The sequence below is a fragment of the Polynucleobacter necessarius genome (assembly GCF_900096755.1).
GTDB lineage: Bacteria > Pseudomonadota > Gammaproteobacteria > Burkholderiales > Burkholderiaceae > Polynucleobacter > Polynucleobacter necessarius_K.
The window spans coordinates 1,632,333-1,646,115 of the sequence record NZ_LT615227.1 but is presented as its reverse complement, the minus strand read 5'-3'; the positions used below and the strand labels follow the sequence as shown (position 1 = coordinate 1,646,115).

Below are 13,783 nucleotides of genomic sequence, written 5' to 3'. Positions count from 1 at the left end.
AGCCAATAACGGCAGCAACTACGTGACCTCGATTGTGAGCAGCGGTGGTACCGCATCACTCATCAACTACAGTATTAATTCTGCCTACAACGCGACTGCTGGCAACATTAAAAACATTGCTACCATTACAGCAAAAGCGCTAACTGTAGGTAGCGGCTCAGTTGTTGCCGATAAAGTCTATGATGGCACGACGGCTGCAACGATTACCGGTGGTTCGTTGGTTGGTGTAATTGGTTCTGATGTCGTAAGTCTCACTCAGGCAGGTAGCTTTGCTCAAAGCGCAGTGGGTAATTCAATTGCTGTTACTGCTGTCGACACGTTAAGCGGCGCATCAGCCACCAATTACTCCATTATTCAGCCAACAGGTCTCAGCGCTAGCATTACGCCTAAATCGTTAACGGTGAGCGGAATTACTGTTAGCAATAAAGTCTACGATGCAACTACTGCTGCGGTTGCTACAACCGGTACCTTAGTTGGTCTAGTGGCCGCTGATGCAGCTAATGTGACATTCACGAAATCAGCCACTTTCAGCTCCGCTAACGCAGGTAATGCCATCGCTATTGTCATGAATGACAGTATTACTGGAACCGCTGCGGGCAATTACGCCTTGACTCAACCTAGTGGCATTACAGCAAATATCACGCCTAAAGCACTTACGGTGACTGGAACTTCGATTGCGAATAAGGTTTATGACGGCACGACATCAGCTGCCGTAATTTCTGGAGGCAGCTTAGTTGGGGTTATTTCTGGGGATGCGGTTGGGTTAACTGAGGCTGCAAGCTTCAGTCAGTCCAATGCAGGTACAGGTCTTGCAGTAACTATTGCCGATGCACTCACCAACAATGCAGCTGGTAACTACACGCTTACTCAGCCAACTGGATTTACCGCCAACATTACACCCGCACCAATTACGGTTTCTATTGCATCTCAAACTAAAGAATATGACGGCACCAATGCCGCTAGCTTAACAGCTGGAACTAGTGGCAATGCTGGTAGTTACACTCTCACTGGATTTGTTAGTGGGCAGGGCGCATATATTAATCAAGCCAATGCCACCTATAACAGCGCAAACGTTGCTAGCGCAACAGCAGTCACAGCTTCACTAAGCCCTAGCAACTTTATTGCTACTGGTAATACGAATCTATCTAACTATGCATTACCCAACATCTGTAAGTGCTACTGGGGTAATCACTCCAGCTACCTTGACGATGACGGCCAATGCTTCAGCAAAATTCGATGGACAGTCTGACCCGAGTTTTACCTACTCACTATCTGGGCTCAAGGGTGCGGATACCTCGAGCGTATTAAGTAATGCAAGCGTTACTCGGGCTGCGGGTGAGGTTGCGGGCGCTACTTATACATTAACCCCTAGCGCAACAGCGGCAAACTACACCATTGTCCCGGTGACAGCTAGCTTTACGATCATGGCACAAGGTCAGCTACTCATAACCGTTGCCAATGCATCAAGAGCGTATGGCACATTAACAGCCGCCAATATTGCTTCTGCCGCAACTGTGTCAGCATCCTATTGCACGATTGGCGCAGATTGCTCTCTATCTGCCATCTATCATTACCTTGAACATGGTGGCTGGCTCATCAGTAAATACATGGGTTGCAACGGATGCCAAGCCAGGCGCTACTCAAGGCAACTACACGCTGACTATTACACCGCCAACATTGACTGCGGCCAATAGTAGTTCTGGTGGCTACTTAAACGTAGGCAGCTATACATATTTACTCCATCAACCACCGTAGTGACCAATCCTGGTTTCTCTGCAAACTATGCGACTGGTTATCCAGTACTCGTCGTGCCAGGCACGATTTCAATTACTCCATTGGCGTTGAGTATTAATGCACCAACACAAACCAAGGTCTACGACGCTAGCGCTGCGATTACTGGTAAGACCTTGACTGCAAGCAATGCTGTGGCCGCCGATCAACTGACAATCACTGGGTCTGGTACATATGCAAGCGCTAATGCTGGTACTAACTTGTCATACACCATCGGCGCTATTGTTCTTGGTGGTGCTGATGCAGCAAACTATTCATTCCCAGCTAGCGTGACTGGCACAAACGGCGTCATTACTAAAGCGGCCCTAACAATCAGCGGCGCTACCGTGGCAAATAAAACCTATGACGGTACTAATACAGCAAGCTTTAGTGGCGGCACATTAAACGGTGTAGTGAGTACCGATAGCGCCAATCTTACCCTGACACAGACTGGTACATTTAGCCAGGCAAACGTAGGCAATAACTTGGCGGTCACTGCAGCAGATACTCTTAGTGGTTCAGCTGCTAGCAACTACACCTTAACTCAACCGACTGGCTTAACTGCCAACATCACGCCAGCACCATTAGGTGTAGTAGTTACTGCCACATATGGCGCTAGTGTGACGGTTACTCCGACTTCCTTCGCCGTGACAGGTCTTGTAAATGGTGAAACGATTACCGCTATCAGCAGTGCCGTCTTTAATAACGCTACCGTAGCAGCTAATGGCAGCAATTATGTAAAAGCCATCACCATCGGCAACGGTACTGCAGTTATAAGCAATTACGCTATTACTCAAGCCTACAACAGCACATCAGGAAGTACGCAAAATACAGCAACGATTGATGCGAAAGCCTTAACAATTACTGCCAATGACGTAAGCAATGCTGCCTACGGTACTGCTTATGCATTGGGAACAGCAGCATATACAACTAGTGGTTTGGCGGCCGGCGATGCCATTAGCTCAGTCACCTTGTCCTATGCTTCCGCTAATACAGTTTCAGCAATTACCAATGCGGGAACCTATAGTGCCGGCATTATTCCTAGTGCTGCGGTTGGCACTGGCTTGTCAAACTACGCCATTACCTATGTGCCAGGCAGCTTAACCGTAGGGCAAGCCACCCTTACTATTGCACCAAACGCTGTTTCAACGGCCTATAACAGTAGTGCTTTAGATAATGCGGCGTATTCTCAAACGATTATCAACTACACAGTGTCTGGATACAAAAACTCAGATTCAGTAGTCAATGTTCCTGTAGCTTTAACAGGCAGCATGAGTTTTGGAGGTGCTGTTAACGCTAATGTTCAGAATGCCGCTAGCTATAGCCTTGCAGGTAGCAGTAGTAACTCCAACTACACAATTACTTTTGCAAATGCGGCTAATAATGCCTATGTCATTACTCCGATCACGCTCGCAATTTCCGCAACCAAGGTTTATGACGGCACAACAGCCTTTGCAGGTAGCGCCATCTCATCAAGTACTGGCATTGGTACTCAAACGGTTGTCCTGACTGGCTCAGCAACAGCTAATAGTGCCAATGTTCTCGGTGTAAGCAGTCTTACTACATCCGGTTTGCAAATTGCCAACGGTACAAATGGTGGTTTAGCAATCAACTATGTTTTGCCAGCGAGTACCGGCAGCGTATCTATTACGCCGGCCCCAATTACGGTATCAATCGCCAATCAAACCAAGGTTTATGACGCCGCAAATACTGCTAACTTAACTGCGGGTAGTAGTGGAAGCGCTGGAAGTTATGTTTTGAGTGGATTTGCCACAGGGTAGGGTGCATATATTAATCAAACTAGCGCAATTTATAACAGTGCGGACGTAGCTGGTGCTACTACGGTAGCGACAACATTGAGTAACTCGAACTATATCGCTACTGGTAGTACAAACTTATCAAGCTATTCATTACCACTTTCTATAAGCGGTAATGGGGTTATTACACCAGCAACCCTAACAATGTCTGCCAATGCGGCAGCGAAGTTTATTGGACAGGCTGATCCTGTCTTTACCTATACTTTGTCAGGTCTTAAGGGTAGTGATACTCCTAACGTACTGATTAATCCGGTGGTGACACGCCCCGCAGGTAATACTGCAGGCGCTACCTATACCTTGACCCCAAGCGCTACTGCAGCTAATTACACGATTACCCCCGTAACTTCTACCTTTACGATCATTGCTCAAGGTCAGTTGCTGTTGACGGTGACCAATACCTCTACTGCATATGGCACTTCGACTGCGGGTAATATTGCCGCTTCTATCCCAGTGACCGCATCCTATTGCACGATTGGAAGTGACTGCTCGGCCCCATTCATCGTAAATCTCGCCGTTACTCCAGGAGCTTCCGCTAACACTTGGATTGCTGTGGACGATAAAGTTGGCAGTGCCCAAGGTAACTACACCTTAACCGTGACACCTCCAAGCTTTACTGCTGCAAACAGTAGTGCGGGTGGATTCTTAAAGGTTGGCAATTACACCTTCACGCCATCGACAGCAGTTGTTACTAATGCTGGGTATTCCACAAACTATGCCACTAGCTATCCAGTGGTGAGCCTAGCTGGAACTATCTCAATTACTCCATTGGCTTTAAACGTCGCAAATTCAGCTCCTTCGAAGGTGTATGACGCAACCAATGCAATTACTGGCACGGCTCTCATTGCAAGTAATGCAAAATCAGGCGATTTAATTAGTCTGATTGGGTCAGGAGTTTATGGCGCTGCTAATGCAGGTACTGGCTTGTCCTACACCATCAATAGTCTAGCTATAAGTGGTGCCGATGCAGCTAACTATGCCTTTAGTGGGGCGGTTACGGGTGCCAACGGTGTTATCACGCCAGCTCCATTAACCGTGAGTGGCATCAGCGCTAATAACAAAGTCTATGACGCAACTACGGCAGCCACATTCTCCGGAACGCCAACCTTAATCGGCGTTATTTTGGGCGACTCGGTCACAGTAAGCGGCACCCCATCTGCTGTCTTTACTCAGGCTAACGTAGGAAACAATATTGCAGCTGCATTTGATAACAGCAGCCTGACGCTAAGCAATACCAATTACACAATTAGTGGTTTAACCCTGAGTCAGCATGCCAATATTACGCCGGCGCCTATCACGGTGACAGCATCTAAGGTTTATGACGGCAATACTTCTGTAAATGCATCTGGTCTAGTTATTGTGGGTGTTGCTGGCCAAACCCTTGGTGCTAGTTCTGGAAGCGCAATTTTGACAAATCCAAACGTTGGTGCTGCTGCGCTACAAAGCTTTAGTAATTTGGTGTTGGCTAACGGCACTGGATTGGCATCCAATTACACCTTGCTTAATCCAATCTTCGGAAGCGTCACAATTACACCGGCGCCATTAATGATTACAGCCCCTAACGATAGTAAGGCATACGGCAGCTCCACTACGACCAGTAAATGTTACCTACAATATCTTAGGGTCTTCTACAGCATCTTCTGGCTACGTTGTCTCAGGCCTCATTACTGGAACCGCCGATGCTATTGGCTCAGTTACTTTGAGTAGTTCCGGTGGCCAAGCAAGTGCTGGCGTCAATGGTGGTAACACATACACCATTACCCCAGGTGCAGCTTTAGGAAGTGGACTTGCAAACTACAGTATTACTTATATTGATGGCGCAATGACAGTTACGCCGGCGCCAATTACAGTAAGCGCTACTGCAGCATCCATGGTGTATGGATCTAGCGCTCCAAGCTTGGTCTACACCTATACAGGCTTAGTAAACGGTGATGCGTCCGCAAACTTCAGTGGTGGCCTCATCACAACAGCGACAAGCTCTTCTAATGTAGGTTCAAATTACCTAATTAGCCGCGGAACTTTGGCGGTTTCCGGCGACTACGCATTGACCAACTGTGTGCCAGCCAATATTACGGTGACTCCAGCGTCAATCACAATCTCAGCGGCAAAAGTTTATGACGCTTCCACCGCAGTGGCTGCATCTGGTTTAACTATTACAGGTATTTTGGGTCAAACTCTTGGGGTTGTTTCTGGTGGAGCCGTTTTAACCAACCCGAATGTGGGATCTGCGGCTCTGCAAAGTCTGAACAATCTCGTTTTGGCGAACGGTACAGGTTTAGCTTCCAACTACACCGTAATCAACCCAACTTTTGGCAGCGTGACCATTTCGCCAGCGCCGTTAACTGTGCGTGCTACAGCTGCTTCCATGGTTTACGGTTCCGCAGTTCCAAGTTTGGCCTATACCCTATAGTAGTGGTTTAGTTGGGGGTGATACATCTGCCACCTTAGCCGGTAGCCTCACCACAAACGCCTCCAATACCGCTAATGTCGGATCAAGCTATGTCATTAGTCAAGGAAACGTAGCGGCAAGTGGAAACTACACTATTGCTAGTTATGTTCCAGCGAACGTCACGATTACGCCTGCACCACTTGTTATTACTGCTGCAAACGATAGCAAGGTCTACGGCAATCTTGCTACAAGTACTAATAGCGTTACTTATAACAGCGGTGGGGTAGTGGCTTCCGCTGTTGTCGGCTATACAAGCTCTGGCTTGTTGAATGGAGATGTAGTAAATTCCGTCAACCTCAGTAGCACAGGAGGTCTTGTTACAGCATCAGTAAATAACGGTTTGGCTTATGCAATAACACTAAGTTCTGCTACCGGAGTGGGTCTGGGCAATTACACCATTAGTTATGTGGCCGGACAGATTACTATTACGCCTAGGGCTTTGACAATTGCAATTGATAATAAAACGATGGTATACGGTGCATCCACCTTACCCGTGCTTACGTATTCAATTGCTGGTCAAGGATTGGTCAATGGCGATTCCACGCCGGTATCTTTAACAACAACAGCGCGCTCCTTTAATGGAACGGCTGGTTCAGCATCTCCCGTAGCTAACTACCCAATTACAGCAACCGCTACAAGCAATCCTAATTACATCATTACTGCTCCAGATGATGTGCTCAGCATTACGAAGGCAAACTTAATAATTGCTGCAAGTAATCAAACTACAACCTATGGATCCCCATTGGTGCTGTCCCAACAATCAGCCCTTACGGCTACAGGCCTAGTAAATGGTGACTATGTATCAACCGCCGTCATTTTGAGTAATGCCTCACAAACAGGCCAAGCGGGGGGGCAATAGCCAAGTAGTTTCTGGACTGATTAATGCTAATCCAACGGGCTATGCCGGCAATCTTCTCATTAGCAATCCTGCAGGCTCAACAGTAGGATCGGGTGGTTTTGCAGGTAACTACGACATTACGTATACACCTGGAAATCTCATTGTGAATAAGGCTGTCCTAACTGCAAATAGCGTCGCGATTGATAGCCTCAGTTTGAATGGTGCTAATTTTGGCAATGGCCTTGCTGTATTAGGTTTGATTAATGTAACGCCTAAAGTATTGAGCTTCAATGATCTTGGCATTACCGGCACTACTAAACCATATGACGGTTCTGTATATATGACTGGTTTGGCCTTAACGACAAGTCCTGGAGCATTTTTCAATGGCGATAATGTGAGTGCCTTGGCTACGGGTACCTTCAGCACTCAGAACGTAGGTGCTAATTTGGGTTATACAGTTGGCATTACTTTCTCAGGTGCTGGTGCCAGTGCCTCCAACTACGTTGTATCTGGTGGTGCTGTTTATGTTGCTGGAGCCGGTGGTAATGGACCCGCGAACGGTGAGATCACGCAACTCAATTCAGTTACCGATACAGGCCCTAATGGAGGCAATTGGTCTAATCCTGCGAGCTGGACAACTACCGGTACTTCTATAGTTGGCGCGGTACCAACGCAATCACCAGTTGGTTTGGTTGGCGTAGGGACGCCTAACGTAGCAAATGTCATCATCCCAGTCGGGAAAAATGTTGTTTACGATGCGGCGGTAGGTATGCCCATCACATCTGCAGTTGAAGATAACGGCAATCTTGCGATTAACCTGCCAAGCGCTGCAACTCTAGCAATGCCAATTAGTGGTGTTGGTAGTGTCACGATTATGAATACCGGTGCGGTAACCCTATCTGGAAACAATTCATTTACCGGTGGCACAACCATCAACTCAGGTGCAACGTTAATTGCAGGGTCAAATAATGCGATTGCTGCGGGCAATATCCAGTCCAACGGCGGTCTATTTGGTACGGCTAGCGGCGGCGTGACATTAGTTGCCGTTAATGCGACGGGCTCTATGACCCTCTTGAGTAGCATCACCACTACAGGCACTCAGTCTTATGGTGACTTAAGGCTTGCTACAACTGCGGCTGGTTTAAACGCCTCCATGGCAGGCGCAAATACTATTAGCCTAACTACCCAAAATGCCAATATCAGCTTGCTGGGCACTGTTGACGGGCAGCCTCTAAGACGCAATCGTTATTAGTTGATGCAGGTACCACGACCGTTACATTGGGCGACAGCATTGGCTTAATTGCACGCCTTAATTCCATCGAGATTACAGGTAGATCGATATATGTGTTGGCAGATATCCTTACTGCAACATCACAAACATATACTGGCAACATATTCATTGGTGATGCTACTTATTTGAATAAACCAAGGACACTCGGTTTCTTGTTTAACGGCTATCGTGAGTATTTTGAATACCAGCGCGGCGCCTTAGTGAGCTCGATTGATTACCTCAATACAAACCCAATGTACATCAGAACCTTGATTTCTGAATACCCTAGCGTTGTCTTTAATGGTTCCGTAAATGATGTCATAGTGAATACGCATACTTTACTGGTAGCTGCGATTGCACCTTCAATTGCCTCGGCTGCATCCAGCCCGCCAGCCATTGTGTATGGTGAGCCTGTGGGTGCTATTGCACCACTCTATAGCGTGAACAGCCAAACAGCCATAAACCACAGCGCCGTGCCTGCAAGTAGCAATAGTCAGTATGTTGGCAGCATCAGCATTGTTGGTGGTGCAGCTACTTATTCAAGTCAAATCTACGGCGCGGCAAGTATGACGGCTTCTGCTGCTACAAGCGGTGGCGTTGTTACATTCTCAGTCTGGGATCCAGTGGCTGCACAGGCAGTTAACTTCATTCTGCCAACCCACACAAGCAACGGTGAGGTGCAGCTCAATCTTTACAACGGTAACTCTGCATCATTAGCTATCTATGGATCAAGCAACTATGCAAATAATTCAAATACCGGTAGCGCTTCCAATCAATGGTCTGCGCCAACCTTGGCTAATGCTCTTGGGTATGTTGCTCCTGAGACATATCAGGCGCCATACCAAGCGTCTCCATCCATTGCATTTACACCTTCAATTGTGGATGCTGGTTCACTCAGGGAAGTAATAGACTTCCACGCAGATCAAGTGCAAATGACGGCGAATGAGCGCGCCCTCATAGCAGCCGTCTCTGTCAGCGCTCCTGTAAGGGCTGAGATTGTGCGTAGCAGATCGGTTGCTGCAAATGCATTGGTTAGCAAGGATGGCGTGGATGCAGTATGTACCGTTGATTCCAACGGTGATATGAATTGCGGTGACAACTAAGAAATAAAAAATGCCCCTCAATAAAAAGAGGGGCATTTAGAGGCTCTCAGATCGAACCTTCATCGTTAGATTAAGAAGATTTAAAACGGCAACTTTGCACCAGGCTTAGCAGCCAACAATACAGCTTTAAATTCTGCTTGAATACGAGCAATCGCTGCTTCACTATCAGCCTCAAAACGCATGACCACTACAGGAGTTGTATTGGATGGTCTAGCCAAACCAAAACCATCGGCATATTCCACGCGTACACCATCAATTGTGTTGATCGATTCAGAAGTGGGGAACTTGGCGTTGGCTTTGATGGTTTCTAGCAAAGCAAAAGGCTCACCTTCAGCGCAGGCTAGTTGTAATTCAGGGGTGCAGATCGCATTTGGTAAATCATTGAGCGTTTGATTGGGATCTTTCTCTTTGGAGAGGATCTCTAATAAACGAGCGCCGGTATAAAGGCCGTCATCAAATCCAAACCAGCGGTCTTTAAAGAAGATATGGCCTGACATTTCACCGGCCAAAGGAGCGCCAGTTTCTTTGAGCTTTGCTTTAACTAAAGAGTGACCCGTTTTCCACATTAACGGTTCACCGCCGTGTTGTTTTACATAGGTAGTGAGATTGCGGGTGCACTTGACGTCATAAATAATCTGACCGCCTGGATTTCTGGAGAGAACATCTTTTGCAAACAACATCATTTGACGATCAGGAAAAATCACTTGACCATCTTTAGTGACTACGCCTAAACGGTCGGCATCACCATCAAAAGCAAGGCCTAATTCATTATCGGTAGTCTGTAGGTTCTTGATGAGATCTTGCAGGTTCTCAATATGGGCTGGATCTGGATGGTGATTCGGAAAATGGCCATCAACCTCGCAGAATAGTTCCTGTACTTCGCAACCTAAGGCTCTAAAGAGTTGACCCGCAAATGCACCGCCAACACCATTACCGCAATCGACAGCAATTTTCATAGGGCGAGCTAACTTCACGTCTCCCACAATATGCTTGAGATACATCGGGAAGATGTCAAAAGTAGAGCGGCTACCTTGACCTGTGGCAAATTTCTTGGCTTCAATGCGCTGACGTAAAGCCTGAATCTGATCGCCGTAGATTGCTGCGCCACCCAAAACCATTTTGAAGCCGTTGTAGTTTGGCGGATTGTGGCTACCAGTAATCATGATTCCTGACTTAGGCTTCTTGCCATCAAGTACTTGGTTCGCGCCAAAGTACACCATAGGGGTCGCAACCATGCCTAAGTCAATAACATTAATGCCTGTAGAGAGTAAGCCTTCAGTTAAGGCTTCAATCAGGCTGGGGCCTGACAAACGTCCATCGCGACCAATGACAATCTCAGTTTCGCCAAGCTCGCGCATTTCAGTGCCAAATGCTTGGCCAATCAACTTGGCAATAGAAGGATCTAGCGTCTCATCGATGATGCCGCGAATGTCATAGGCTTTAAAAATAGATGGAGACAGTTGCATGAAAACCTTCTAACTAAGAATTTAAGAAATTAATGCGGGCCGCTGTAACTGCGTCGATGCTATCTGTTGGGCTAATTTGATCTGAGCCGCCTACTAAGGCTTTTTCAATCGGCTTAGCGAGTACTTTGCCGTATTCAACACCGGGTTGATCAAAACTGTTGATATTCCACAGTGCACCAAGAGTGGCTGCACGATTTTCATATAGCGCTAAGAGGGCGCCGAGGTAGAACGCATTGAGTTCAGGCAAGAACAAGAGATTGCTTGGGCGATTACCTGGGTAAACATCATTTGGGTTGGCGGCTGACTTGCCGTGTGCCAAAGCCTGTGCTTGAGCCAGGCAATTGGAAAGCAGGATGTGATGATGAGCCATGGCCTCAGGCCGATCACTCATCGGTTTGCGCACAGCAATAAAGTCAATGGGGATGACTTCAGGGCCTTGGTGGAAAAGCTGAAAATAAGAATGCTGCGCATTACTTCCTGCGCTACCAAATACCACTGGTGAAGAATGCTTAACTGGCTTACCATCCCGACCAACGCTCTTGCCGTTACTTTCCATATCCAGCTGCTGCAGCCACTTTGGAAACCAATCTAAGGCATCCGCATACGGAATGGCTGCATAAGCTTTGATGCCACGTTTTTCTTGTTGGTGCAGTAGGGCAAGCGCCATGATCACCGGCAGGTTTTGCTCAAGCGGGGCATTTTTAAAATGCAAATCCATGGCATGAGCGCCGGCTAGGAAATCTTCAAAAGTTTTAAAGCCATATTGCAAAGCAATTGGTAGGCCAACTGCAGACCATACAGAATAACGGCCACCCACCCAATCCCAGAATGGGAAGATGTTATCCTCTTCAACGCCAAACTCTTTGGCGGCAGGAACGTTCGCTGTCACTGCAAACAAAGAGCGCGCAATCTGACCTTGGGTGCAGCCACTGTTTTTAAGCCAGGCAACGACCGCCTTGGCATTCATGGCGGTTTCTAGGGTGGTGAACGACTTAGAAACAATGATGGCACGGGTGCTATTGGGTTGTGCACGATCTAGGATGCGCGCTAATTCAGCAGTATCAATATTGGCAAGAAAATGCATCTGCATACCGCGGCTTTCAATCTCGGGAACGTGTGCCAAAGCTTCGATAGCCAGGCGTAGTCCGAAATCAGAGCCGCCGATACCAATATGAATGACATCGGTAACGCCAACCCATTTATTACAGAGCGCTTCAATGCGCTGCCAGACTTTGGTTACCGCAGGCATGACATCTTTACCGTCGAGCAAAACTGGTGCTTTAGAAAGATTGCGTAGCGCAGAGTGCAGAGCCGGGCGATCTTCGCTTAAATTGATGTGCTTGCCGGCAAACATGTCGGCAATGAATTCTTCTAGCTTGGATTTTCTGGCGGCAGCAAACAAATCGCTCCACTGCGCGTCATTGATATTTTGATAGGCAGTGTCCAGCACTACGTCTACAGCTGTATGCGCGCTATTGGGCAAATTGTCTGGGGATTGCATGGGTCTAGAAGACATTTCTAGATTTTATCAAGAAGGGCTGGAAAAACCCCTAAAACACTGAAAATGATAGGATTTCGGCATATTCCAGGCAAGGAATGAAAAACCCATAAAAATTGGACAATAGTGGGTAAATAAGTGAGACAAATTCATGGAGCAAATTGACTGTGTAGTGATTGGGGCCGGAGTGGTGGGGCTTGCTGTCGCTCGCGAAATGGCGCTTCAGGGTCGAGAAACCATCTTGCTAGAGCGTGAGAATGCCTTTGGCACAATTAGTAGCGCCCGAAACAGCGAAGTGATTCATGCGGGTATTTATTACCCCAAAGACTCCCTCAAAGCCAAGCTCTGTGTCGCAGGCAATCGACTCCTTTATGAATATTGCCGTAGCCACCAGGTAGCTACTCAACCATATGGAAAACTGATTGTGGCTAGTGATGCCACTCAAATGGATGATCTGCAAGCCATTCTGTTATAAGGCGCAAAACAATGGAGTGCCTGAGATCAAAATGATTTCGGGTGATGAGGCAAGGGCGCTTGAACCTAATCTACAGTGCTGCGCAGCGATTCTGTCATCCTCAACCGGTATTGTGGATAGTCATGGTTACATGTTGTCACTACTGGGTGGCTTTGAAGATGCAGGCGGCATGATTGCTTATCAATCTCCTTTATTAAGCGCCAAGCCTATTGGCGCAAATGCAGAAGGTGGATTTGAGCTAGAGATCGGCGGGCCCGATGGTATGAAGATTCAAACCACGCTGCTGATTAATTGCGCAGGTATGAGTGCGCCTGCAGTGGCTCAAAAAATTGGGGGCTTAGAAAAGGGTCGAATTCCGAAAGCCTATTTTGCAAAAGGAAACTATTTCTCTCTGTCTGGTAAGTCACCCTTCAAACATTTGATTTATCCGATCCCAGAGCCTGGCGGGCTAGGCGTTCACCTCACATTGGACATGGGAGGGCAGGCCAAGTTTGGTCCCGACGTAGAGTGGCTCGATATCGAGACGGAAGGGCAGATTGACTACACAGTCGATCCAAAGCGGGGAGAAGGCTTTTATGAGGCAGTCAGGCGCTATTGGCCAGACCTCAAAGACGGCTCATTACAACCTGATTATTCAGGGGTCAGGGCCAAAATCGTCCCCCAATGCCCCGGCCGGAGACTTCTGTTTTGACACCCCCAAAGAACACGGTTTGCATGGACTCTTTAATCTATATGGCTTTGAGTCCCCTGAGCTTACTTCTAGCTTGGCCATAGCCAGGTATTTAGAAGGTCAAATCAAAAGTTCTTTATAATCTAGGGCTTGAATCGAATCGGATTCAAGAAATGGAAGAGTGGAAATGGAAGAGTGGCAGAGCGGTTGAATGCACCAGTCTTGAAAACTGGCGAGGATGAAAGTCCTCCGTGAGTTCGAATCTCACCTCTTCCGCCAAATTCTACTAACCACCTGCGGGTGGTTTTTTTATTGGTTATCGTTATTGATTGCAGTATGATTTCTTAGCTTAGGCAAATCAAGCGCCTCAAAGCAGCTTGCAGATAAGCGGTGCGGGCTGAGTATAAAAACATTACAAAGTGGAGATGGC

General features: G+C 47.4%; 10 protein-coding genes, 1 tRNA gene and 1 pseudogene. 10 read left to right on the top strand and 2 right to left on the bottom strand.

Going from position 1 to position 13,783, the window contains the following annotated elements; all coding sequences use genetic code 11:
- Nucleotides 1-22: 22 nt before the first annotated feature.
- From DXE27_RS08610 to DXE27_RS08575, 8 genes are all read left to right on the top strand, one after another.
- Nucleotides 23-1,249: a YDG domain-containing protein gene (locus DXE27_RS08610; RefSeq protein WP_128113631.1), complete on the top strand. Its 1,227-nt coding sequence runs from the start codon at nt 23-25 to the stop codon at nt 1,247-1,249.
- Entirely contained in the window at nt 1,209-1,694 is a 486-nt protein-coding gene (locus DXE27_RS08605) for an MBG domain-containing protein (RefSeq protein WP_231969882.1), read from the top strand. Before DXE27_RS08610 ends, DXE27_RS08605 begins: the two co-directional genes overlap by 41 nt.
- Nucleotides 1,695-1,754: 60 nt before the next feature.
- Nucleotides 1,755-3,551: a beta strand repeat-containing protein gene (locus DXE27_RS08600; protein ID WP_128113629.1), complete on the top strand. Its 1,797-nt coding sequence runs from the start codon at nt 1,755-1,757 to the stop codon at nt 3,549-3,551.
- 75 nt (nt 3,552-3,626) lie between these two features.
- Nucleotides 3,627-5,291, top strand: a complete 1,665-nt coding sequence (locus tag DXE27_RS08595; RefSeq protein ID WP_128113628.1) for a YDG domain-containing protein — start codon at nt 3,627-3,629, stop codon at nt 5,289-5,291.
- Entirely contained in the window at nt 5,284-5,994 is a 711-nt protein-coding gene (locus DXE27_RS08590; protein WP_128113627.1) for an MBG domain-containing protein, read from the top strand. Before DXE27_RS08595 ends, DXE27_RS08590 begins: the two co-directional genes overlap by 8 nt.
- Nucleotides 5,933-6,892, top strand: coding sequence for an MBG domain-containing protein (locus DXE27_RS08585; protein WP_128113626.1), 960 nt, complete (start codon nt 5,933-5,935; stop codon nt 6,890-6,892). Before DXE27_RS08590 ends, DXE27_RS08585 begins: the two co-directional genes overlap by 62 nt.
- Nucleotides 6,858-8,123 carry a YDG domain-containing protein gene (locus tag DXE27_RS08580; protein ID WP_128113625.1) on the top strand — a complete coding sequence of 422 codons (1,266 nt, stop codon included), beginning with the start codon at nt 6,858-6,860 and terminating at the stop codon, nt 8,121-8,123. Before DXE27_RS08585 ends, DXE27_RS08580 begins: the two co-directional genes overlap by 35 nt.
- A 26-nt stretch (nt 8,124-8,149) precedes the next feature.
- Entirely contained in the window at nt 8,150-9,244 is a 1,095-nt protein-coding gene (locus tag DXE27_RS08575) for a hypothetical protein (protein ID WP_172457133.1), read from the top strand.
- 80 nt (nt 9,245-9,324) lie between these two features.
- Here the strand turns inward: DXE27_RS08575 and DXE27_RS08570 are convergent, their stop codons facing one another.
- Both DXE27_RS08570 and pgi read right to left on the bottom strand, forming a co-directional pair.
- Nucleotides 9,325-10,710 carry a phosphomannomutase/phosphoglucomutase gene (locus DXE27_RS08570; RefSeq protein ID WP_128113623.1) on the bottom strand — a complete coding sequence of 462 codons (1,386 nt, stop codon included), beginning with the start codon at nt 10,708-10,710 and terminating at the stop codon, nt 9,325-9,327.
- A 13-nt stretch (nt 10,711-10,723) separates the two neighbouring features.
- A complete protein-coding gene (gene pgi, locus DXE27_RS08565) occupies nt 10,724-12,226 on the bottom strand; it encodes a glucose-6-phosphate isomerase (protein WP_231969758.1) in 1,503 nt (500 codons plus the stop codon).
- Nucleotides 12,227-12,359: 133 nt separating this feature from the next.
- On the opposite strand from pgi, the pseudogene DXE27_RS08560 reads away from it, so the two are divergent.
- Both DXE27_RS08560 and DXE27_RS08555 read left to right on the top strand, forming a co-directional pair.
- Nucleotides 12,360-13,495, top strand: a pseudogene (locus tag DXE27_RS08560) (NAD(P)/FAD-dependent oxidoreductase).
- Between the two features lie 47 nt (nt 13,496-13,542).
- Nucleotides 13,543-13,632: transfer RNA gene (locus tag DXE27_RS08555), tRNA-Ser, on the top strand.
- Nucleotides 13,633-13,783: the final 151 nt, after the last annotated feature.

Bases quoted from the DNA above. Each gene is read 5' to 3' on its own strand.
- DXE27_RS08605 (WP_231969882.1), top strand. From the start codon at position 1,209: ATGACGGCCAATGCTTCAGCAAAATTCGATGGACAGTCTGACCCGAGT.
- pgi (WP_231969758.1), bottom strand. From the start codon at position 12,226: ATGTCTTCTAGACCCATGCAATCCCCAGACAATTTGCCCAATAGCGCG.
- DXE27_RS08570 (WP_128113623.1), bottom strand. From the start codon at position 10,710: ATGCAACTGTCTCCATCTATTTTTAAAGCCTATGACATTCGCGGCATC.
- DXE27_RS08580 (WP_128113625.1), top strand. From the start codon at position 6,858: ATGCCTCACAAACAGGCCAAGCGGGGGGGCAATAGCCAAGTAGTTTCT.